This window comes from Bradyrhizobium sp. GW821-FHT12B03, from assembly GCF_058807535.1.
This window is the reverse complement of the sequence record NZ_JBXAQU010000023.1, coordinates 69,914-92,996: the sequence shown is the minus strand read 5'-3', so window position 1 is coordinate 92,996 and position 23,083 is coordinate 69,914. Positions and strand designations below refer to the sequence as shown.

Annotated in this window: 17 protein-coding genes; 11 read left to right on the top strand and 6 right to left on the bottom strand. The window is 64.6% G+C overall.

The window, feature by feature from the left end; all coding sequences use genetic code 11:
- Positions 1-13 precede the first annotated feature (13 nt).
- Positions 14-1,441, top strand: a complete 1,428-nt coding sequence (locus AC1RUR_RS32845) for an FAD-binding protein (protein ID WP_492851814.1) — start codon at positions 14-16, stop codon at positions 1,439-1,441.
- 31 nt (positions 1,442-1,472) lie between these two features.
- Here the strand turns inward: AC1RUR_RS32845 and AC1RUR_RS32840 are convergent, their stop codons facing one another.
- Entirely contained in the window at positions 1,473-2,042 is a 570-nt protein-coding gene (locus AC1RUR_RS32840) for a flavin reductase family protein (RefSeq protein WP_492851812.1), read from the bottom strand.
- A gap of 57 nt (positions 2,043-2,099) precedes the next feature.
- Positions 2,100-3,197, bottom strand: a complete 1,098-nt coding sequence (locus AC1RUR_RS32835) for an LLM class flavin-dependent oxidoreductase (RefSeq protein WP_492851811.1) — start codon at positions 3,195-3,197, stop codon at positions 2,100-2,102.
- A gap of 442 nt (positions 3,198-3,639) precedes the next feature.
- Here AC1RUR_RS32835 and AC1RUR_RS32830 point away from each other — a divergent pair, with 442 nt between their 5' ends.
- The 6 genes from AC1RUR_RS32830 (at position 3,640) to poxB (ending at position 11,257) form a co-directional block, all read left to right on the top strand.
- Positions 3,640-4,818 (top strand): hypothetical protein, encoded by a 1,179-nt coding sequence (locus AC1RUR_RS32830; RefSeq protein ID WP_492851810.1) that lies wholly within the window; start codon positions 3,640-3,642, stop codon positions 4,816-4,818.
- A 134-nt stretch (positions 4,819-4,952) separates the two neighbouring features.
- Positions 4,953-6,005 carry a hypothetical protein gene (locus AC1RUR_RS32825; RefSeq protein ID WP_492851809.1) on the top strand — a complete coding sequence of 351 codons (1,053 nt, stop codon included), beginning with the start codon at positions 4,953-4,955 and terminating at the stop codon, positions 6,003-6,005.
- Positions 6,006-6,055: 50 nt separating this feature from the next.
- The gene (locus AC1RUR_RS32820) at positions 6,056-7,780 is read left to right on the top strand and encodes a hypothetical protein (protein WP_492851807.1); all 1,725 of its coding nucleotides are present in this window, start codon (positions 6,056-6,058) and stop codon (positions 7,778-7,780) included.
- 92 nt (positions 7,781-7,872) lie between these two features.
- Positions 7,873-8,793, top strand: coding sequence for a 2-dehydro-3-deoxygalactonokinase (locus tag AC1RUR_RS32815; protein ID WP_492851806.1), 921 nt, complete (start codon positions 7,873-7,875; stop codon positions 8,791-8,793).
- Between the two features lie 14 nt (positions 8,794-8,807).
- Positions 8,808-9,440 carry a 2-dehydro-3-deoxy-6-phosphogalactonate aldolase gene (locus AC1RUR_RS32810; protein ID WP_492851804.1) on the top strand — a complete coding sequence of 211 codons (633 nt, stop codon included), beginning with the start codon at positions 8,808-8,810 and terminating at the stop codon, positions 9,438-9,440.
- An 80-nt stretch (positions 9,441-9,520) separates the two neighbouring features.
- Entirely contained in the window at positions 9,521-11,257 is a 1,737-nt protein-coding gene (gene poxB, locus AC1RUR_RS32805; RefSeq protein ID WP_492851803.1) for a ubiquinone-dependent pyruvate dehydrogenase, read from the top strand.
- Between the two features lie 164 nt (positions 11,258-11,421).
- Here the strand turns inward: poxB and AC1RUR_RS32800 are convergent, their stop codons facing one another.
- On the bottom strand, positions 11,422-11,787 hold the full coding sequence (locus tag AC1RUR_RS32800) for a hypothetical protein (RefSeq protein ID WP_492851801.1): 366 nt from the start codon (positions 11,785-11,787) through the stop codon (positions 11,422-11,424).
- Between the two features lie 67 nt (positions 11,788-11,854).
- Entirely contained in the window at positions 11,855-12,778 is a 924-nt protein-coding gene (locus tag AC1RUR_RS32795; RefSeq protein WP_492851799.1) for a PaaI family thioesterase, read from the bottom strand.
- 138 nt (positions 12,779-12,916) lie between these two features.
- Between AC1RUR_RS32795 and AC1RUR_RS32790 the strand changes: the two genes are divergently transcribed.
- The gene (locus tag AC1RUR_RS32790) at positions 12,917-13,234 is read left to right on the top strand and encodes a hypothetical protein (RefSeq protein ID WP_492851797.1); all 318 of its coding nucleotides are present in this window, start codon (positions 12,917-12,919) and stop codon (positions 13,232-13,234) included.
- Positions 13,235-13,417: 183 nt separating this feature from the next.
- A complete protein-coding gene (locus AC1RUR_RS32785) occupies positions 13,418-14,644 on the top strand; it encodes an LON peptidase substrate-binding domain-containing protein (RefSeq protein ID WP_492851795.1) in 1,227 nt (408 codons plus the stop codon).
- Between the two features lie 18 nt (positions 14,645-14,662).
- Here the strand turns inward: AC1RUR_RS32785 and AC1RUR_RS32780 are convergent, their stop codons facing one another.
- Complete coding sequence (locus AC1RUR_RS32780) at positions 14,663-16,138, bottom strand: amidase (protein WP_492851794.1); 1,476 nt, start codon at positions 16,136-16,138, stop codon at positions 14,663-14,665.
- A 127-nt stretch (positions 16,139-16,265) separates the two neighbouring features.
- The gene (atzD, locus tag AC1RUR_RS32775; RefSeq protein WP_492851792.1) at positions 16,266-17,378 is read right to left on the bottom strand and encodes a cyanuric acid amidohydrolase; all 1,113 of its coding nucleotides are present in this window, start codon (positions 17,376-17,378) and stop codon (positions 16,266-16,268) included.
- Between the two features lie 234 nt (positions 17,379-17,612).
- Here atzD and AC1RUR_RS32770 point away from each other — a divergent pair, with 234 nt between their 5' ends.
- Together AC1RUR_RS32770 and AC1RUR_RS32765 are read left to right on the top strand one after the other, a co-directional pair.
- Complete coding sequence (locus AC1RUR_RS32770; protein WP_492851790.1) at positions 17,613-20,060, top strand: methyl-accepting chemotaxis protein; 2,448 nt, start codon at positions 17,613-17,615, stop codon at positions 20,058-20,060.
- A gap of 501 nt (positions 20,061-20,561) precedes the next feature.
- Positions 20,562-22,898 carry a Tex family protein gene (locus AC1RUR_RS32765; protein WP_492851788.1) on the top strand — a complete coding sequence of 779 codons (2,337 nt, stop codon included), beginning with the start codon at positions 20,562-20,564 and terminating at the stop codon, positions 22,896-22,898.
- Positions 22,899-23,083 lie beyond the last annotated feature (185 nt).

The window sequence follows — 23,083 nt, the reverse complement described above, 5'->3', positions numbered from 1 at the left end:
GAAGGATTGTACCATGACTCCCAATCGACGGACTTTATTGCATGCGGGCATTCGTTTCTCGGCAGGTCTGGCGTCTGCGGGCTTTGCCGGACAGTCGTCAGGCCTGTGCGAGGGATCGCCGGCCGGTGCCGTGTCAACCTGTGATGCGGGCAGCCGCGCAGCCGCTGCGAAGGATTTCGGCCATATCATTTGCCGCAGGCCGCGAGCCGTGTTCAAGCCGACAACGCGTGCAGAGATCGCGGACCTGTTGCAATGGGCGAGGCAGCAAGGACTGCCGGTCGCAGCGCGCGGGCAGGGGCATGCAACCTTCGGCCGTGCCATGGCCGAGGACGGCATCGTGATCGATCTGACGGCGATGGCTGCTGTTCATCGGATCGAGCCGGACCGTATTGTGGTCGATGCCGGCGCGACCTGGCAGACGGTTCTGGAAGCGGCCTTGACCGAAGGACTCGTTCCGCCGGTGCTCACCAACTATCTCGGATTGTCTGTCGGCGGCACCCTCGCCGTCGGGGGGATCGGCGGATCATCGTCGCGTCACGGAATGCAGACGGACCACGTCCTGGAACTCGATGTCGTTACCGGCGGGGGGCGACTGGTGACGTGTTCGCCAACAACCAACCCGGATCTGTTCGATGCTGTCCGGGCGGGGCTTGCCCAATGTGCCCTCATCACGAGAACGACGCTTCGCCTGATGCGTGCTCCCGAACGGGTTCGCCGCTATCAACTCTTCTATCCGGATTTGCCTTCGTTGACGGCTGACCAATTGCGTCTGCTGGCTGCGGAACGCTTCGATCAGTTGCAGGGGGCCATCGTGCCCGGCGCCGGCGGCTGGCGATACCTGTTGGAAGGAGGAGTGTTCTACGACGGCGATTCTCTCCCCGACGACAGGGCGCTTCTGCCAGGCCTGTTGGATCACCGCGAGAGCGCCGTCGTCACCGACCTGACCTTTCGCGACGACGCCAATGCGTTTGCAAAGCTCGAGACGGTTCTGAGGTCGAACGGCCAATGGTTCAATCCGCATCCCTGGCTTCTCACCTTTCTGCGCGGCAGCAACGCGATGGAGGTCGTGAGTGAGATCGTAGCCGGGATGAGCAGTGAAGATATCGGCCCATTCGGACGCATGACCTACTATCCCATGGTCTCGGATGCATGCCGCACGCCCCTGGTCCGATTGCCTGATGAAAAGATCGTGTTTCCGTTCAATCTCATCCGGATCCCGGTATCGTCCGACAAGACAAACGCGGAAAGACTGGTTGCGCGAAACCGCGAGCTTTACGAGCGCATTCGCGGCGCAGGCGGTGTCTTGTATCCGGTGAGCGCGTTTCCGATGTCGCCCGGAGATTGGGCGGATCATTTCGGCGCGCGATGGCCGCTGCTGCGCGAAGCCAGGGGATTGCATGACCCCGGCAACCTTCTCACTCCAGGCTATGAGCTGTTCTAGATGGCCGCAGTCCGGCGTAAGGGCAGTCTCGTCAGGAAAAATCGCTCCAGCTCAGATGCCGCGAATCGAGGTCGCCGACTGTCACGGTGCCGCGGATTTCGCGAGGAACGTGGAAGCTGCTGCGCAGATACACCAGCGGCGCGGCTCCGTCGGAATGCGACACGCCACGCACCTCGCCGATGAAGATCGAATGCGTCTTCGTTTCGAACTCCTGCGCCAGTTCGCAGTCGAACGCGGCGACCGCATCGGTCAGCACCGGTGCGCCGGTTGCGCCGCGCGTCCATTGCCCGAAGGCAAAACGGTCGTCGCCATTGACGCCCTTCTGACCGCTGAAGGTCAGCGCCAGCGCCGCGTGATCCTCGTGCAAAAAGTTGATCGCAAACGCGCCTTCCTCGCGGATGCGCGCATGGGCACTGGCGTTGCGGTTGACGCAGACGATCAGCGACGGTGGATTGTCCGACAATGAGCAGGCCGAGGTCACCGTGAGCCCCGTGCGCTTGCCGTGCTCGGCGCCGACCGTCACCAGCGCGACGGCGCCGGCGCATTGGCGCATCGCCTGCTTGAAATTGCTGGCGTCGAAAGGATTGGCGTCCACGCTCACGCGGAAATCTCCGAAACAGGTGCGGATGCGGCACGTTTGCGCCGCATCCGCGTCGGGTCAAGCTGCCTTCTTCGCGGAGCCGAGATGCTTCAGGCGCGGCATCACCTCGTTGCTGAGCAGCGAGAGCGAGTGGTGCCAGGCCTCGGCCTTGTGCTTGTAGTCGAAGCCGAACACCAAAAGCACGCCGAAGCCGCCGACCTCGTCGTAGATCTTCTCGATCTTCTCGGCGACGGTCGCGGGCGAGCCGACGATCCAGTTCCGCTTGGCGCAATATTCGACGGTGACGTCGCTGTCGGGTACGTCGGGTGCGTGCTTCAGATAGTCCTTGAAGCCGAAATGGCCGAGCAGGGGCAGGAAGTACTCGCTCATCATCCGGCCCATCATGTCGCCGGTCGAGAGCTTCCAGGCCTCCGCGTCGGTGTCGGCGACGAACACCTCGCGCACCAGCCGCCAGTCCTGGCGGTTCGGTTTGCGGCCGGTCTTGGCGGCACCGATCTCGACCGAATCCCAATGGCTGCCGACATAGGCCGGATTGAGATTGAGGCTCATCGGGATGAAGCCGCGCTCGCCGGCAAGCTTGAGCGTGTCGGAGTTCTTCGACAGCCCCGCGACGCCGATCGGCGGATGCGGCGCCTGCAACGGCTTGATGTGCGGCTTGAGGAAGTCGAACATCGTGTCTGGCTTGGTCACCGTCCAGAACTTGCCCTTGTAGGTCCAGGGCGCGGGATCGGTCCACATCTTCAGGATGATCTCCAGCGCCTCGCGGGTCATGTCGCGGTTCTGTCCGCTCATGCCGTCGACGTTGAACATCGCCCAGTCGCTCGGCAGGCCGCTCGCCGCGACGCCGAAATTGAGCCGACCCTCGGACAGATGGTCGAGCATGGCGACGCGGTTGGCGAGTTCGGCCGGATGGTGATAGGGCAGCAGGAATCCGCCGGGTCCGATCCGCAACCGCTTGGTCTGCATCAAGGCTTGCGCGATCAGAAGGTCCGGCGTGGGATTGGGTTCCCACGGCGCGGTGTGGTGCTCGCCGACCCAGGCCTCCTGATAGCCGAGCTCGTCGAGCCAGCGCATGACTTGCAGGTCCCAGTCGTGTCCTTCCTTCAGGCCGCACTCCGGCGGGTGCGAAGGCATCGTGAAATAGCCGATTTCCATGGGTGTCCTCTCCACAATTGACGCGTCTTGTTGCGCGGTTCACGGATGTGAGTGCGGACACATGAGCAAGCGATGTGCCAGCGCCTCTCGGCCGTATCCTGGGGAATTGAGACGTTCTGGCGCGCGAATTTCGCCGAAATCGGGGAACTTCGGCCGGAACGGCGTCTCACTGTCGCAAGACACGGTCTCGTTGCTGAAACACGGACTTTGCCCGGATGCGCATCGTCGCTTGCGTGCTCGCGTGATGGTTGCACCCATTGCAGCGCGGGATGTCACGGCGGTTGCTGTTCCCGCCATCGCGCGGAACGGAATGAGCCTTTGAAGCAACACTGTCGACCCGGGTTGCGCCATTCGGCAATACGCGCACAGAGCGCGTCTTGCCAAAGTAGCAATCGTCTGATCTGCTACCGCTCGGTTTGACGCTGCCTTTGGGGGGCGGCTTATGTTTAGATTATTGGTTCTCGTGCTCGCCTTGTGGGTGGGCGGTTGTAGCATTGTGCGTCAGGAGTTGGATAATCGCGGCGGATACGTCGATTATCTGGCGGATAAATATTGGTGGAAGGCCGACTCCAAGAAGATGCGCGCGCTGCGCGCTTACGCGTTGCACGCGGCGATCGCGCGCATCGCGATGATCAGCCCGAAGGGTGCAGTCGAGCGAAACCAGCTTGCATATCAGGTCGGAATCGCGGGCGCCTACGCGCAGCAGCTCGTCAAGTGCGCCTATGATAGCCCGGGCGAGCCGTGTTTCTACTTCGACAGCATCATGGTCGACTACGTCAACGCGCTCTATACGGCTGCCGTTGCCGCGTTGCCGCTTGAGGATGCGCAGAAGCTCATCAGCAACATCACCGGCGGCATCGTGGGCACGGCCGGCGCCGTCGATATTCTTCATGCGCTGATCCAGCTCGGCGCCGACGCGGTGCGCTATGGTACCGTCACGGCGGCATTGTATCGCGACTCCCTCGAGCTCGAAGTGCAGGTCTGGATCAATTCGCCCAACGAGCCCGGCAGCATGGTGGGCCCGCAGGACGTCGCGGAGCTGGCGGCGATCTATGCGACGGGGCGAGATAATATCCCGGCATGGAAGGCCCAGATCGAGGCGCTGCTCGCCAGGGGATTGGAGCCGACGCCGAACCGCCGCTATCTGGCGCGGCTGTTCCAGCTCTTGTCCTACGCGTGCAACCAGATCACGACGGACGAGACGTTCCGGAGCAAGTGTATCGTCAATCCGGGTGTCACTGCGGCCCAATTGGCCGACAATGGGCCGGTTATCGTGCCGTCGTCGAGCGGGGGGGCTCGAAGCTCATCGGGCAGGAAGACCGGCGGGGAGAGCACTGGAGATGTCAAGGTCGATCCGGCAAAGGCAACTGCGATCGCCGAGGCGAAGAAGGATTGGCAAGACAAGCTGGCAGAGGCCGTCAAGGCTGAGAAAAATCGTCTGAAAGTTCAGAGCGAAGTTGACGAATTTGACAAGGCCAAGGAGCCAAACCCGGCGCCGGAGAAGGTCCAGAAGATAGAAGGTCTCAGGGCCCAGCTCGCGACTTTGAAGATGTTGAGCGACAACGCAAAGGCCGAGTCCAAGGCCGCGAAGGACAAGTACGATGCGGCGAAGAAGCCGTAGCTCTGAATATTTGCCTTGAACTGTTGTTTTGAATTTTTGGCTCAACACGCGCCTTTGACGATCAGTTGGGGAGAAGCACAGTGAGCGATGTACAGAATTCCGCGAGCCCACCCCAGGAAGAAGACACGGCCGTTGTGGCTCGAACGGACAGCCCGTTCAGCGCCATCACCCCGCTTGCCGCCGGCTGGTTCAGTGCGGGGCTGATCGTCCTCGCCCTCGCCTGTTTTGCTTTCGTCAACGCGAATACATCGTCGTCCTCGCTCGGCTCGGCGGCGCTTGCCGGCACGGCGATCCTGGCGATCGGGCTCGTCGCGCTCATCGTGCTCTCGCGCGCCGTCGGCATTGTCGCTCCCGCGGCCGCGCTCGGATTGCCTCCAGGATCAATCCGGGCCTTGCTGGCGCTCGGACTTGCGATCGTGTTCGTCTCGGTGGCGTCCTGGGTGCTCGGTGGATTGTTCGATCCCATGGGCCGCGTCATCACGGAGGTCCAGGTCTCCAAGACCGATGTCGACACCTACCGCAAGAATTACCCCGACAAGGACTACATCGTAGGCGAGACCACCGTTCCGGGCGCCCCGGCCGGGTCTTCCGATGTGATCGTGAAGGTCTATTTGAAGAAGGGAATACAGGATCCCGGCCTCCTCGATATGGCAAAGCAGATCCTGACCATTTCGGCGACGGTGCTGGTCACCGTGGTCGGCTTCTACTTCGGCAGCAACTCTTCGTCGGAAGCCCTGAAATCCGCATTGGCCGGGTTCCAGGGCGGAGCGGGTCCGGCGACACCCGAGGCGGTCCTCGGCATCGCGCGTGAGATTGCCGGGACTTCCACCGACGTCGGAAAGAAGATGACGGGGCTCGGTTCCGATCCTATGGGACAGCTCGCGGCGGCAGTGAAGGCTGCGAGCCCCGATGTCCAGACCAGCATGGCAAGACCGCTCGTCGACGCGCAGCAGAACTTCGACAGTCTGAAAGCGGCTCAAGCCGATCTCATCGCCAAGGCCGATCGCGCCAAGGAGGTGGCCGCGACGGTGAAGGCGGATTCCCTGAGTGCTGATCTCATGCAGACCCGGGATCAGCTGGTTGCCCTGCGTACCGGAGTCAGCGAGGCCAGCCGGAAGTTCGAGCAGAGCCTGGCCGCTTTCATCGCCGCTCGGGACGCGATCCTGCAGGGCTCGGCCAAAGGATAGATCAAGGAAAGACACCCTCGGTTACCTCGATCAGGCATGGACGACGCGACATGACAACCGGCATCGTGACGACCGGCAACCTCACGCTTCGAAAGACACCCGATCCGGGCGGGATAGCGATGGGCATCCTGCAAAAGGGTGCGGTATTCGACGCCATCGTCGACGCGCGGGTCAGCAATGTGCGCTGGTGGCTGGTCGCGGCCAAGTTCGACACCGAGACCCGCGTCGGCTGGCTCCAGGCCGAGTTCGTCCAGTTCGACGAGCCGGTGGTGGGCCAGCTCGACTGGAGCAAGACGCCGCAGCTCGGCTCTTCCGGTTTTCACAACTTCCAGGGCGGCCAGAGCTGGAAGTACGATGGCAACGGCGTCTATCTCGAGGACAATCCGGACAAGCCGCGCCGATCGGGCGGCGAGCCGACGACCTGCGCGGCCATTCTGGACATCTACGAACAGCAGATTTTCGATGCCTCGATGAAGCACGGCATCCCGCCGGAGCTGATCGTGATGACGATCGCGACCGAAAGCGGGGCCGATCGCAAGGCGAAGTTCACGGGAGCTCGGACCTTTCGCTGGGAATCGGCGCACACGACTTATAGCGCCGGACCGATGCAGACTCTTGCGACGACGGCGCAAGAGGTCATCACGCTGCTGCAGCTCAACTACAACAAGAACGAAGTTGCGCCGGCCTTCGCGACCAAGCCGGTTCCGACGCCCGACGATCTCAAACTGTATGATGGCGCGATCAACATCGACATCGGCACCGGCGAGATCAAGCTCAACAACAAGCGCCACAGCACCGGCTTCGACCCGATCAAGGTCGCTGCCTGCTACAATGCCGGAAGTCTTCGCCCGACCGACGCGAATCCGTGGAGGCTCTTCACCTTCGGCGACCACCTCAATCGGTCTGCGGAGTGGTTCGGGGATGCTTGCTTCCTGCTGAACAAGCTGCGCGCCGGCGGCCTGCTCGATCCGCAGGTCGCGAGGTCCGACCCGCAGAACGTCGTCAATGACAACGATCCGGACAACTTCCAGATCACCGGCTTGTTGAGTGACGCCGCCGACGAGGAGGTCGCGTACTTCCGCGACGCCGGCGCCGAGGCACAAAAGCTCCAGACGCCCGACGGCTTTTTCAGCGTCCTGGTCCGCTTCCCCAAGGACCTGACCACGCCGGCCGCGCCGCCGGCGCAGCAGGCCGATCTTCCTCCCGTTGCGTTCGCCGATCCGACCGACACCAAGAACTACGTGCTCTGCATCGACCGGATCCGGACCGAGAAGAGGACAGGGATGGGTTATGCCAGGACCGTCGGCTTTTATCAGGCTTATTTCCAGGGCAAGAAGATTCCGGAAATCTCAGGCATGGTCTGCGAGCGCCAGGGGCCGGGCGACAATACGACGGTCGGCCAGACCCAGCATCAGCGCCTCAAGGCGGGCACCTACCGGCTGTTCACGCATGCCGGTGCAAGCGGAAAATACAGCACGCACCACTACACCAGCTCGACCGTTCCCGGTGCTACCGCGCGGCCGTGCTTGCGCGTCGCCGACACGGGTATCCGGGAAGGCGTTCTGATTCATCCGGCCCAGGGATATCTGTGGAGTATCGGTTGCCTCAACCTGACCGCGCCGCTGAGCAACGCGCAGGACAATATCAACTACGCCGAGAGCCGGCGGCGGGTGATCGCGCTGATCGACAACATTTCCAAGACCGTGCCCGATTTTCCGAGTTCGAGTAACCGGGACACCGGGGCCATCCTCTTGATCCGCGATCACGACGCCTGATTTGCGGAGCCCGCGCCCGTCCCAAAGGGTGGTCCCGTCGCCGATCGACGTGCTAATGAGCAGGCGATCGCAAGCGAAGTTCGGGAACATCGATGGATACGGGTGAGGCCGCCTATGTGGCCGTGGATTGGGGCACCAGCAGCTTTCGGCTCTGGCTCGTTGATCGCGCCGGTCGCGTGGTCGGCGAACGCCGCAGCGGCGAGGGCATGACGGTCGCGGCGAAGACCGGCTTTGCGCCAGTTTTGCAATCGCATCTGGACGCTGTCGGCGCCGACCACGCTTTGCCAGTCCTGATCTGCGGCATGGCCGGCGCCAAAACCGGCTGGGTCGAGGCCGGCTATGTCGACACGCCGGCGCCGCTCGCCGCCATTCTGCAGCAGGCCGTGCGCGTGCCGGGCGAGGCGCGCGACATCCGCATCCTGCCCGGTATTGCGCAACGCGACGCGGGCGCGCCGGACGTGATGCGCGGCGAGGAGACGCAATTGCTCGGTGCGCTCGGCCTCGAGGCCGCCGGCGAGGCGCTGGTCTGCATGCCCGGCACGCATTCGAAATGGGTGCGGGTGAAAGACGGCACGGTCGCGCATTTCTCCACCTTCATGACCGGCGAGCTTTTCAGCGTCGTGTCGCGCGAGACGATCCTGTCGCTCGCGGTCGCCGGCGCCGATGACGCCGAGGATGTCGCGAGCTTCAAGACGGCGGTGAAGGCCGCGTTCGAGGCGCCGGCTTTTGCAGCCAATCTCCTGTTCGGTGCGCGATCGCGGCAATTGCTGTTCGGCGGTACGCCGGCTGCGGCGCGCGAGACGCTGTCGGGCACCTTGATCGGTGTCGAGCTGGCGGCTGGTCTCTCCGGCGCGGTGCCGAAAGCCGGCATCACGCTGATTGCCTCGGGGCGGCTCGCGATGCTGTACAGGCTCGCCTTCGACGCGCTGTCGGTGACCGTGAAGCCGATCGATGCGGATGAAGCCGTCCGCCGTGGCCTGTCGATGGCGGCCGCGGCCATCTGGACGAGTTGAGAAGGATTTTTGAGATGAGCGTTCCCTTTCCGCCGATGCAGCGGCCGTTGGTCGCGATCCTCCGTGGCGTAAAGCCTGAGGAGGCCGAGGCCGTCGTCGGCGTGCTGATCGAAGCCGGCATGACCGCGATCGAGATCCCCTTGAACTCGCCCGACCCGTTTCGCTCGATCGCCACCGCCGCGAAGCTTGCGCCGGCCGGCGTGCTGATCGGTGCCGGCACGGTGCTGACCGCCGCGGATGTCGATCGTCTCAATGACGTCGGCGGCAAGCTGATGGTCTCGCCGAATGTCGACACGCAGGTGCTCGCGCGTGCGCATCAGTATGCCATGGTGACGATGCCCGGCGTGTTCTCGCCGACCGAGGCGCTGCTTGCGGCGCGCTCCGGCGCATCGAGCCTGAAATTCTTTCCGGCGAGCGTGCTCGGTGCATCCGGCATCGCCGCGATTCGCGCGGTGCTGCCGGCCGGCGTGATGATTGCGGCCGTCGGCGGCGTCTCCGACCAGAATTTCGCGGAGTATATCAAGGGCGGCGTGACCGCGTTCGGGCTCGGCTCCAGCCTTTACAAGCCCGGCATGAATGCGGCGGATGTCGCAGCTCGCGCAAAGGTGACGATCGCGGCCTACGATCGGGCGATTGCGAAAGACTGACGCGGCAATAAACAAGCCGTGATCACGTCACGGCCGTGCGTTATCCTATCTTTCTGCACAAGCGAGATCAGGAGACCGACATGGCGATCAACAACGTGGCCGATTTGTTCGTGGCAACGCTCGAACAGGCCGGCGTCAAGCGGATCTACGGCATCGTCGGCGACAGCCTGAACGCTTTTACGGAGGCGCTGCGCCGCCGCGGCACCATCGAATGGATTCATGTCCGGCATGAGGAGGTTGCGGCGTTCGCGGCCGCCGGCGAAGCCGAGATGACCGGCAGCCTTGCGGTCTGCGCGGGTTCCTGCGGGCCGGGCAATCTGCATCTGATCAACGGCCTGTTCGACGCGCACCGCAGCCGGGTTCCGGTGCTTGCGATCGCGGCGCAGATCCCCTCGGCCGAAATCGGCGGCGGCTATTTTCAGGAAACCCATCCGCAAAACCTGTTCCGGGAATGTAGCCATTATTGCGAGCTGGTCTCGGATGCGAGCCAGCTTCCTTTCGTGATCGAGAACGCGATCCGCGCGGCCGTGGGCCTGCGCGGTGTTGCCGTCGTCGCGATGCCCGGCGACGTCGCCTTCCGCAGCCCGCCGAAGCGCGCGCTGTCGACGGTGCGCGGGCTCGCGCTGTCGGCGCCGAAGGTTGTGCCGCAAGCCGATGAGCTGAAGGCGCTGGCGGACCTCCTCAACGGGGCCGAGCGTATCACCCTGTTCTGCGGCCGTGGCTGCGCCGGCGCGCATGCGCCGCTGATGCAGCTTGCCGAGGCCTTGAAGAGCCCGATCGTGCACGCGCTCGGCGGCAAGGAGCATGTCGAATACGACAATCCCTACGACGTCGGCATGACCGGCTTTATCGGCTTCTCCTCGGGCTATGCCGCCATGCATGCCTGCGACGCGCTGGTGATGCTGGGGACCGACTTTCCCTACAAGCAGTTCTTCCCGACCGACTGCCAGGTCGCGCAGATCGACATCCGTCCGGAAAATCTGGGACGGCGCTGCAGGATCGATCTCGGCCTCGTCGGCGACGTCAAGCTGACCATCGAGGCGCTTCTGCCGCTGCTCAAGACGAAGACGCAGCGCAAGCATCTCGACGAGGCGATGGCGCATTACAAGAAGGCGCGCGAGGGACTGGATTCGCTGGCCAGGGGCACCCCCGGCAGCAGACCGATCCATCCGCAATATCTGGCAAAGGTCATCAGCGACCACGCCTCCGACGACGCCGTGTTCACCGCCGATGTAGGCACGCCGACGGTGTGGGCCGCGCGCTATCTCCAGATGAACGGCCGCCGCCGGCTGATCGGCTCCTTCGTGCACGGCTCGATGGCCAACGCCATGCCGCAGGCGATCGGCGCGCAGGCCGCCCAGCCCGGCCGCCAGATCATCTCGCTGTCGGGCGACGGCGGCTTCACCATGCTGATGGGCGATCTGATCACGCTGACGCAGATGAAGCTGCCGGTGAAGGTCATCGTCTTCAACAATGGCGTGCTCGGCTTCGTCGCGCTGGAGATGAAGGCGGCCGGTTTCGTCGACACCAATGTCGACCTGCAAAACCCCGATTTCGCCGCGATGGCGCGCGCGATGGGGATCTTTGCGAAGCGCGTCGAGGACCCCGGCGAGCTTCCCGGCGCGGTGAAGGAGATGCTGGTCCATAACGGCCCCGCGCTGCTCGACGTCGTCACCGCCAAGCAGGAGCTGTCGATGCCGCCGACCATCACGACCGAGCAGGTCAAGGGTTTCAGTCTCTGGGTCTTGCGCGCGGTGATGAATGGCCGCGGCGACGAGGTGCTCGATCTCGCGAAGACGAACCTGCTGCCGCGCTGACTTCGCCGACGGTTCGCTTCACCTCTCCCGAAGGGAGAGGTCGGATCGCATTGAAAATGCGATCCGGGTGAGGGGTTACATTCTCACCGTATGCAGCGGCCCCTCACCCGGATTGCTTTGCAATCCCACCTCTCCCCGTTGGGGAGAGGTGGGCACCGTCCGCCTTAGCCGCGCTTCGCCGATGGCACCGGCAGCCGCTCGTGGCGGCGCTGGAAGCGCTGCCAGTGCAGCACGACGCCGATCAGCAGGGCGGGCAGGAAGCCGAGCGCGATCAGCCAGTGCGGCAGCTGCTTCGGCGAGATGAAGGCGATGGCGATGTCGGAGATCAGCCAGAGGGCGGCAAACATCACCGCGAAATCGGTGCGTGGGCAGCGCAGGTAATAGAAGATCGCGGTGATGATGATGGCAGGCCCGATCGCAATGCCGATCATCACCGCCGTCAGCTCCTTGGGCGTCACCGCATCGAGCACCATTGCCGCCAACAGCCAGATGGCGGCGAACATGGCGACGATGTCGATCGGATGCCGCAACCCAATACCTCTCGCGGAGAACGCGCTATCGTTGTGACCCGCCCCCCGGCCGTCAAGTCAAATCGGCCTATTCCTCGTCGTTTCCGGGCGTCGGCCGCAGCATGAAATGGCCGAAGGCGGTGGCGATCGGCTTGTCCGCATCGTCCTGCCAGGCCCGCGCCTCGAAGGCAACGATGCGGCGGCCCTGCTTCACGATCGAGACGTTGGCAAAGGTATCGAGCGCGCGTCCGGAGCGTAGGTAGTTGACAGTGAGTCCGATCGGTTTCGGCGGCGCGGCGGCGCCGAGCTCGCGCGCCACCCCGATGATCGCCGTGGTCTCGAGGAACGCGCCGGTCATGCCGCCATGGATCGCGGGCAGGATCGGATTGCCGACGATCTTCGGCGAGAACGGCATCGTCAGCGTGCCGTCGTCATTGACGCGGATGCCGAGCGCGCGCGCGAACGGGCTGTTCGCGAACGGGCCATCCGGATCCTCCGGCGCTTCCAGGGTCGGGATGCTGCGCGAATCCATCCTGCGGTCGGCGAGCATGTTGGTGCGGTTGGCGCCGATCATGAAACAGGCGGTCGCGGTTGCGACCGGATCGTCCTCGGACTCCTGATAGGCGGTGGAGCGCACGAAGGCGATCGAGCGCGTGGTGCGATAGCAGACCGAATGCGCCTTGATGTCGAGGCCCGGCGTCGCCGGCTTCTGATAGTCGATCCGCAGGTCGAGGGTCGCGATCGCGCGCGTGCCGTCGAGCGCGAGTTGCACCGCCATGCCGCAGCTTTCGTCCAGCATCGCGGTGACGACGCCGCCATGCAGCACCCCGGTCTCGGTGTCGCCGACGAAGACGGGACGGTAGGGCAGGCTGGACCAGGCCTCGGCGGGTGCGAAGCGGTCGAGCTGGAGCCCGCTGATATGGCCGTAGTCGGAACGGCGGCCCTTGATGGCCTCGGCGAGTTCCTCGAACGGGAGCGTGGCAGGAAGGCTGGACGTCGATGAGCTGGACATGACGATGTTCTAGACCAGTGCCGGGCGCCGCGCAAAACCCGAATACGCGTCGCACGGCGGTTGGGCCTCGACAGGGCGGGCCGAAGCGCCGATGGTGGGCGCTTCGTTCGTTCGTTCGACTAGCCGCAAGGAGCGCTCATGGCCGACCCCGAAACGCCCGGCACCAATCAGGGGCCCGTCACCATTTCGAGCTCCAGCTCCGAGCGGGCGCCGATCATCTATTTCGACGGCGCATCCTGCTTCGGCCACCACAACGGCGCGATCCAGATCGAGCTCGCGGCGAACCTCCTGATGCCGGTCGGCGCCGCCGTCAGGGTCGACGTGGTCCAGACCGCGCACTTGCGTTGCAGCGTGGCCGCGGCACTGGCCTTGCGCGAAGCGCTCGACAAGGCGCTGGCGATGTACCAGCAGGGGCAGCAGCAGCCCGTGGAGGTGATCCCGACGGTGAAGAATTGAGATCGCAATTGACAGCCAACCGTCTTTGCGCCAATTTTTGCGCAGGTTGATACGACCTGCCGGTTGCCCCCTCCGTGGAATGGTGAACGTATCGAGCCCTTGATCGGCCCCCTTTGCCCGAGCGACCGGGTCAGCAACGCAACCAACTGACACACCTGGATCGCTCATGCAGAGGACGAACCGATGCGCGATTTTCGCGATGCCAAGGCTATGGCGCAGACGCTGCGCCAAACTCTGACCACCAAGGATGTCACCATCAGTCACAGCGAGAGCCTCGAACTGGTGTCGAGGATGCTCGGCGTTGCCGACTGGAACACGTTGTCGGCGATGCTTCACGCCGAGCGGCGTGACACGGCCGCGCCGATTGCGAAGCTCAAGACGACAACAGCGCTTTATCCCGCCGTTCCGCTCCGCGATCTCGTTCCGTTTCCAAATGCGATATACCCGATGTTTGTGGGCCGGGAGAGTTCCTTCCAGGCCTTGAACCAGGCATTTGAGGGCGCACGCCAGGTCGTGCTGGCGGTCCAGCGGGAGGCGGGCGTCGATGATCCCCGATTTGCCGATGTCTACGAAATCGGCATCGTGGCCCAGCTGCTCGAACTCGAACCGCTCGCCGATGGCACGTTCAGGGTGCTGACGCGAGGACTACGGCGTGTCGAGCTACACAGCTTCGCTACCGAATCGGCCGCCTATTGGGCTGAGGCGGTCGACGTCAGCGAGGGAGTTGCCCGCAATGCAAGGGATCTCATCCGAAGGATCTATCAGCGCTTCCAGGATTACACGGCGGTTCACGGAATTATAGTGCCCGATATCTGGCTGTTCTTCGATCAAACCCGTGATCCCGGGCAGATCGCCGATACCGTCGCGACGCGGATGAGGTTGCCGATCAAGGACAAGTACGAGCTGTTGGCAACACTCGATCCCGTGAAGCGGCTCGAGCGCATCGAGGCACTGCTTGACCTGCCGCAGCGCCCGGTTTCAGCACATTACGCGGCCACGCGACGGAAGGCGCTCAATCACGCCGACCGCCGTCACCATCAATACGCGACGCTTGAGCATTTGCTACTCGCGCTGATCGATGATGCAGAAGCATCCGCCGTGATGCGGGCCTGCGACGCCGATCTCGCCGGCCTGAGGCAGGGACTCGTGCAATATCTCGACGACGATCTCAAACATATCGTGACAGAGGTCGGGAGCGCCGAGCCCACGGCGGCATTCAATCGCGTCGATCAGCGCGCCGCACTCCACGCCCAGGAGATGGGTTACGCTGCCGTGACCGGCGCCAACGCCCTAATTGCCCTGTTTCCGGAAACGCGAAGTCCCGCCGCGCGCCTGCTTGCAGAGCACGGTGTCTCGCGCGGGCGTGTCGACAAGGCGATCGCGCGAGGTGTTGGCAGGGAGACGGGCTAAGCAATCCCTGGCGACAGCTTACGCCTTCGCGACATGCACCTTCGCGGTCTTCCCGCCGTTCCACTTGCCATCGAGCGCGCGCTCGATCTGGGCGGCGAGTTGCAGCAGCAGGCCGTCATTGGCCTGCTTGGCGATCGCCTGGATGCCGAGCGGCAGGCCGTGATCCTGCGCTGCCATCGGCATCGAGATCGCCGGCATGCCGCAGAGATTGGCGAGCGGCGTGAAGGCGAAGAAGCGCCAGAGATTGCCGAACCAGTCGAGCACATCAGGGTTGTCGGAGATGGTGAGATATTCCTTCGTGCCGACCTTGGGGGTCGGCAGCGCGGTGATCGGCGTCAGGATCACGTCCCACTGCTCGAAGAACGCGCCGAAGCCGCGTGACGTCGTGTTGAACACGCCTTGCATCTTCGCACGCTCGGCAAAAGTCGTGTGCCGGCCGGCTTCCCAGATCCTGATGTTCATGGGCTCGATGAGATCTTCCGGCGGCTTTTCCAGTCCGCGCGCGGCGAGCATGTTCGAGATCACCACGGCAAAATTGCTGATGTAGCAGGTGGTCTGCGCCGCGAACGCCGCACGGAAGTCGAGCTCGGGCAGCGCATAGTCGACGTGGTGACCGAGCCCTTCGAGGAAACGGCCGGTCTTCGCCAGCTCGGCGGCGATCTCGGGCGTCGCGGTGTAATCGCCCCATGTGTGCGACAGCGCGATGCGAAGCTTGCCCGGATCGCGCTTGATCATCTCCGAATACGGCTGCGCCGTGGTCCAGAACGGCATGAACTCGCCGGGCGCAGGCCCGCGGGCGTGGTCGACGAAGGCGGCGGTATCGCGCACCGAGCGCGACTGGCAGCCCTGGATCGACACGAGCCCGGTGAGGTCGGACATGTGCGGGGCCAGCGAGAACACGCCACGCGAGACCTTCAGCCCGATATTGCCGTTGACGCCTGCGGGAATGCGGATCGAGCCGCCGCCGTCGGTCGCATGCGCGATCGGCACCACGCCGGCGGCGACCATCGCGGCGCTGCCTGCCGACGAGCCGCAGGTGGTGTAATCGGTGTTCCACGGATTGCGGGTGACATAGACGGCGGGATTGTCGGCCGAGCTGCACACGCCGAACTCCGGCGTCGTGGTGCGCCCGATCAGGTTGAGCCCCGCCTGGCGGAATTTACCGGTCAGGAACGTGTCGGCGGCAGCGCGATTGCCGCGCATCAGCAGCGAGCCCATCTCCTGGAGCCGGCCCTTCATGGTCGGTCCCAGGTCTTTCATCAGGAACGGCAGGCCGGCGAAGGGACCTGCGAGGTTGGCGCCGTCCTTGGCCGGATCGGCGATCACGTCCTCGAACAGCTCGACCACACCCGACAGCGCCGGATTGACCTTGGCGACGGCAGCAGCGGCCTGGCGAGCCAATTCCTTGGGCGTCAGCTCACCCTTGCGGACGCGCGCCGCGAGGCCCACGCCATCGTGCTGCGCCCATTCGTTCCAGCTCATCGGCAAAGTCATGAAGTCAAAATCCCCTTGGGTAGCGGCGTCACCTTTTTCGCAAGGGCGCGCGTGAATCAACTGAGCCGGCGCGAGGGGCAGGGTTGCGCCGGGCGGAGAGGTCGCAAGACCTGGGATGCCGGCCTTATCAATCCGACAGTCGCGCGATCACCGCAACCGGTCCGCCGCCGGCCGGGCCCTGATGCTCGGCGCCGCCGGAGACGTAGACCGCGCCGGTGCCGGCAAGGCCCGCGATCAGGCCGCCGACCGCGGCGCGGGCGTGCCGGGTGGCGCTGATGTCGGTATCTTCGAGCATGGTGTGACGAAAGCCGCGCACGCTGCCGTCAGGCGAGGCCTCCGCCTTGGCGAAGATGTTGACGAGCGCGCGGCCCTTGGTTGCCTGCGGTGCGACGCCAAGCCCGACACTCTGCAGCGCCGACGTCACGGCGGTGGCGTCGATGGCATCGTTCATCACGGCGTGGCCGATCTCGAACTCGCTGGCCGACGATGCCGAATTGCCGAGCACGATGACGACGTTGTGCATCAGCTCGATTCCGGCCGAGGTGGATGCCACTTTCGAGAACAGATCGTAGCGGCGCAGCACGTCCTCGTCGTCGATGTCGGAGCCGATCTCGCCGAGCGCGACTGCAACGCCGAGTGCGGAGGCGCCGCGCGAATAGGCCATCGAGCTGTACGAGCTTGTCGTCGCCGTCTTGTTGCCCCGTGCGCTTGCCGCCTCGACGCGATCGCTGGTGAGCAGCGGGCACTTGATCTGCACGAAATGGACGTCGGCGGGGTCGGTGATGCCGGCATCCGCCATCGCGGCCTTCACGGCCGCGGCCGTCTCCGTGATCTGCGCGACGCGCCCGAGCTCCTCGGGCAGGAAGTCCCGCGTGTGCGTCATGCCGATGCTCAGGCGCTTGCCCGCCAGGCCCGCTGGCTGCCGCTCGACCTCGCGCCGCGTGAACACGGTGATGTGCGGGCTGAGCACGCCTTCGGTGCCGCCGGACATCACGAAGGCGATGCGCTGTTCGACCTGCTCCGGCGACAGCCCGAGCTTTGGCGCCAGCGCCATGCACAACGCGGCGACGGCATATTCCCGGGTGAAGTCGTTGACGCCGCCATTGCCCTCGGTCTTGCCGAGGATCGCCAGGATCTGCTTCGGATCGACCGCGCCCGAGCCGATCATGGCCATGAGGCCGGAGACGTCGCCGGGGCCCTTGGTGGCGATCCTGACGACTCCGACCGATGAGGTACGCATTTCAATCCCCGCTTGTCTCCGCGCGCTCAAGCCGTCCGTGACGATCCAGGCTCATCATCGTCCGATCCGGGAAAGTGCGGAGATTCGCCGCGTCCGCGCACGGTATTCGGCAACGCATTGATCTGGATCAATTACACCGACCGTACTCGTCCGGGTTCCAATGTTCAAGGCGGGTTAAGCCAGCACAAGGGATAGTCCGGCGCGCAGGCGCAGCGCGATTTCAAGGGCATCCATATGCGGAAGAATCTTCCCGTCACCGACAAGGAATACGAGATCGACGATAACGTCTTCATCGTCTCGAAGACCGACGTCAAGGGACGACTGACCTATTTCAATGATGAATTCGTAGCCGCCTCCGGCTTCACCGAGGACGAGCTGAGGATGCAGCCGCACAATATCGTGCGCCATCCCGACATGCCGCCCGAGGCCTTCGAGGATCTCTGGAGCACCATCAAGGAGGGAAAGCCGTGGGCCGGCGCGGTGAAGAACCGCCGCAAGAACGGCGACTATTACTGGGTCATGGCGAGTGCGACGCCGATCTGGGAAGACGGCAAGATCAACGGCTACATGTCGATCCGCTCCAGGCTTCCGGTCGAGCAGCGCCGGGCGGCCGAGCAGATCTATGCCCTGTACCGGGCGGGCAAGGCGCAGGGCTATCGTCTTCAAGCCGGCGTTGCCCGGCGTCGCTCGGTGTTCGACGTCTTCAAGGTCTTCAGCGGCACGCTGAAGGCACGCCTCGCGAGCCTCGTCGCCCTGCAATCGGTCTTCCTGGTCGTCATGGGCCTGGTCGGCCTGATGACGGCCTATGACAGCAACAAGCGGCTGACGACCATTTACGAGGATCGGGCCGTGCCGCTCGCCCAGCTGTTCGAGATCAACGACCGCATGAAGGAAGCGTCCATCATGCTGTATCAGGCCGCCGTCGACGGCCGCGCGGGCAGGCCGGTGGGCGAGGTCGAGAGCAGAATCCGCAAGAATTCCGATGCGATCAACAAGGTATGGGCCGACTACATGGCGACCTACCTGACGCCGGAGGAGCAGCGCGCCGCACAGGCCTTCACCGAAAGGCGCAAGGATTATCGTGACGCCGGCATCGATGCCGGCTTGCCGTTGCTCGCAGCCGGAAAGTTCGACGAGTTGGCGACCCTCCAGGCCGGAAAGACCAGCGAGCTGTTCGCGCGCGCCAAGGTCGAGCTGGACAAGCTGGTCGCGATTCAGATCGACGTGGCGAAGTCCGAGTATGAGGCCGCCGAACGCGGCTATCACCTGATGCTCGGGGTGGCGCTCGGTCTCGTCGTGCTGGCGCTGGTCGTCTGCGCCTGGGTCGGCCTGCGCGCGATGCGGGCGATTACCGTGCCGCTGAAGCAGCTCAACGCGACCATGGACGGCATCGCGCAGGGCAAGTTCCTCAATCGTATCGAGATCGAGAGCGACGACGAGCTCGGCGCCGCGCTGCGCAACGTCCAGGCGATGCAGGCCAAGCTCGGCTTCGAGCTCGTGGAGCGGATCGACCGGGCGAGGCTCGCCGACCAGGAGAAGTTCGCCGCCCTCAACGACATGGCCAATACGGTGGAGCGCGAGACGCTGGTGGCCGTCGACGCGGTGTCGAGCCAGATGGAGAAAATGTCCGAAAACGCCGCGCTCATGAACGAAAGCGCGAACACGGTCGGGTCCAACAGCAGCAACGTCGCCGCGGCGGCCGAGCAGTCGCTCGCCAATGCGCAGACATTGAGCCACGCTGCCTCGCAGTTGAACGGCTCGATCGCCGAGATCGCCAAGCAGATCAGTTCGTCCCGCAAGCTGACGACGGACGCGGTCGAGAGCTCGGCGAAGGCCCAGACGCTGGTCGGAGCGCTGTCGGATGCCGCCAACCGGGTCGGGTCCGTCACCAGCCTGATCAGCGAAATCGCGGAGCAGACCAATCTGCTCGCGCTCAATGCCACGATCGAGGCGGCGCGGGCCGGGGAGGCCGGCCGAGGCTTTGCCGTCGTCGCCTCGGAGGTGAAGTCGCTCGCCGAGCAGACCACCAAGGCGACCAGCGAGATCGCGCAGCAGATCAGCGAGATCCAGAACGTGACGCGCGATTCCGCCGACTCCATCGCCGCAATCGGCGAGGTGATCCGGGGCGTCGATGCCGTTTCCGCCGAGATATCGCTGTCCATGGACAAGCAGAGCCAGATGACCGCAGAGATCTCGCGCACCGTGGCGGAGTCCTCGGAGGCCGCGCGTGAAGTGGCCTCGCAGATCGTGGGCGTCTCCAGCGAGGCGGTGGAAACGGGGCGCAGGGCGGCGGAGATTTCGCAGGGATCGCACGACATCGCCAGCAAGGTGAATGATCTGCGGGAAACGCTGGTGCGCGTCGTCCGGACCTCGACGTCCGAGGTCAACCGCAGAATTGCCGCGCGTGCGCCCATTGACCGCAGCGGCACCGTCGAAGCGGGCGGGCATGTGCACCGGATCCATGTCCGCGATCTCTCCGAGAACGGCGCCATTCTCGTCGAGGACATCGCCGGCATCGACCTGCATCAGAACGTCGTCGTCGCCATCGAGGGCCTTTCCGCGCGGCTGAAGGGAGTCGTGGTCCGCAAGAACGGCCGCGGCACGCTGGTGCGGTTCGAGCTCGACGAAGCCGCCCACGAGCTGATCCGAACGCTGATGAGCGCAAAGCGCGCCGCGGCTTGAGGGATCGCGGGAAATGTGGACTGCATGGAGGGGGCTCGCTCCTTGCTCCGTCAACGCGAGCGTAGCGACGCAAATCCCGAGTCTTTCCGCGCAGGGGGGCCGGATTGCTTCGCTGCGCTCGCAATGATGGTGTTGAAGCAGCGAATTCTCACCTCTGACCGTCACCCTGAGGTGCGCGCGCCGCGGCGCGACGGCGCCACAGCGCAAGCCTCGAAGGGCGACGGCCCGGCTGTATCCGGGCCGTGCATCCTTCGAGGCTCTCCATGCGGCGCGTTGCGCCCATGGTTCGCACCTCAGGATGACGGGGTCAGTATCCCGGTTGGGGCAAGAGATCGTCTTCATCCCCACGATTGTGGCGAGAACGCATCGGTTCGCCAAAAAAATCCTCTGTCGACGGTTGCGCGCCGCACCTTGATGAATCAACCTCGGTTGGTCCATAAGCGGCGTCCCGCTACCGGTGGTTCGCCGCCGCGTCGCGTGCTTGGATAGAGGGATTCTCGCGTGGCAAATATCAACCAGAAAATTGCGCAGGAGCTTGGGGTTCGGGCCGAGCAAGTCGAGGCCACGGTGGCGCTGCTCGACGGCGGTGCCACGGTTCCCTTCATCGCCCGCTACCGCAAGGAAGCGACCGGTGCGCTCGACGACGCGCAATTGCGCACCCTGGAGGAGCGCCTGGGCTATCTGCGCGAGCTCGAAGACCGCCGCAAGGCCATCCTCGAATCGGTCCGCGAGCAGGGCAAGCTCGACGCCGCACTGGAAGCCACGATCATGGCTGCCGACAGCAAGGCGCGCCTGGAAGACATCTATCTGCCGTTCAAGCCGAAGCGCCGCACCAAGGCCGAGATCGCCAAGGAAGCCGGCCTCGAGCCGCTCGCCAATCAGTTGATGGCAGAACCCGGCAGCGATCCGAAGGTCGTGGCGGAAGGCTTCATCAACGCCGAGAAGGGGGTGGCGGATGCCGCCGCCGCGCTCGACGGCGCCCGCGCCATCCTGGTCGAACGCTTCGACGAGGACGCCGACCTGATCGGCGCGCTGCGCGAGGAGATGTGGACCAATGCGCGCATGGCTTCCAAGGTGCGCGACGGCAAGAAGACCGAGGGCGAAAAGTTCGCCGACTATTTCGATTTCTCGGAGCCGCTGACCAGGCTGCCGTCGCATAGAATCTTGGCGATGTTCCGCGGCGAGAAGGAAGAAATCCTCGACCTCCAGATTCAGGCAGAAGCCGAAGCACCGCCGCCGGGCGTGCCCAGCGCCTACGAACTGAAGATCATGAAGCGGTTCGGCATCGCCGACCTCAAGCGCGCCGGCGACCGCTGGCTGATCGACACGGTGCGCTGGGCCTGGCGCACCAAGATCCAGGTGCATCTCAACATCGATCTGCGCATGCGGTTGTGGAATGCGGCCGAGACTGAGGCCGTGCGCGTGTTCGCCTCCAATCTGCGCGACTTGCTGCTGGCCGCACCCGCCGGCACCCGTGTCACCATGGGGCTCGATCCCGGCTACCGCACCGGCGTCAAGGTCGCCGTCACCGATGCGACCGGCAAGGTCGTCGATACCGCCGTGATCTATCCGCACGAGCCGCAGCGGCAGTGGAACGAGTCGCTGGCGATCCTCGGCAAGCTTGCGCTGAAGCACCGTGTCGAGCTGATCGCGATCGGCAACGGCACGGCCTCACGCGAGACCGACAAGCTCGCAGGCGATCTCGTCAAGGGCCTGGCCGAGCTGAAGATGAACAAGATCGTGGTGTCGGAAGCCGGCGCGTCGGTCTATTCGGCCTCGGCCTTTGCCTCGGAGGAGCTGCCCGGTCTCGACGTCACCCTGCGCGGCGCGGTCTCGATCGCGCGGCGGCTCCAGGATCCGCTCGCCGAACTCGTCAAGATCGAGCCGAAGGCGATCGGCGTCGGCCAATATCAGCACGACCTCGGCCAGGCCAAGCTCGCCAAGTCGCTCGATGCGGTGGTCGAAGACTGCGTGAACGCCGTCGGCGTGGACGTCAACACCGCCTCGGCGCCGCTCCTCGCGCGCGTGTCGGGCGTCGGCTCGGGCCTTGCGCAGAGCATCGTGGCGCATCGTGACGCCAACGGCCCGTTCAAGTCACGCAAGGCGCTCAAGGATGTGCCGCGGCTTGGGCCGAAGGCGTTCGAGCAGTGCGCGGGCTTCTTGCGCATCCTCGGCGGCGAAGATCCGCTCGATGCTTCCGGCGTGCATCCGGAAGCCTATCCCGTGGTGCGCCGGATTCTCGAGGCCACCAAGAGCGACATCAAGGCGCTGATCGGCAGCAGCGAGATCGTGCGCACGCTGAAGCCGAAGGACTTCGTCGACGAGACCTTCGGTCTGCCGACCGTCACCGACATTCTGCGCGAATTGGAAAAGCCCGGCCGCGACCCGCGCCCGGCGTTCAAGGCCGCGGTGTTCAAGGAAGGCGTCGAGGAGATCAAGGACCTCAAGAAGGGCATGATCCTCGAGGGGACCGTGACCAACGTCGCCGCCTTCGGCGCCTTCGTGGACATCGGCGTGCACCAGGACGGCCTCGTGCACATCTCGGCGATGTCGAAGACCTTCATCAAGGACCCGCGCGAGGTGGTGAAGCCCGGCGACATCGTGAAGGTGAAGGTGCTGGACTTCGAGGTCGCCCGCAAGCGCATCTCGCTGACGCTGCGCCTCGATGACGAGGTCGGCGCCAAGAAAGACGCCCCCGGCATGCAGCGCGACAACAGCCAGCGCAATGCCAGTCGCATGACCTCGTCGGCGCCGCGCAAGCAGGAGTCTTCAGGTGGCGGCGCTCTCGCAGAAGCCATGCGCCGCGCGGCCGAGAAGAACAACGGCAAGCGGGCGTGAGTTCTAAACCTCTCCCCCGCTCCTAACCTCTCCCCCGCTCTTTGGCGGGGAGAGGTCGGAATTCGCGCGTAGCGCGGATTCCGGGTGAGGGGCAGGGCTTCCGCGGATCGCGCTGGTTGATGCATGGAGAGCTCCATCCACGTCATTGCGAGCGCAGCGAAGCAATCCAGACTGCCTCCACCGAG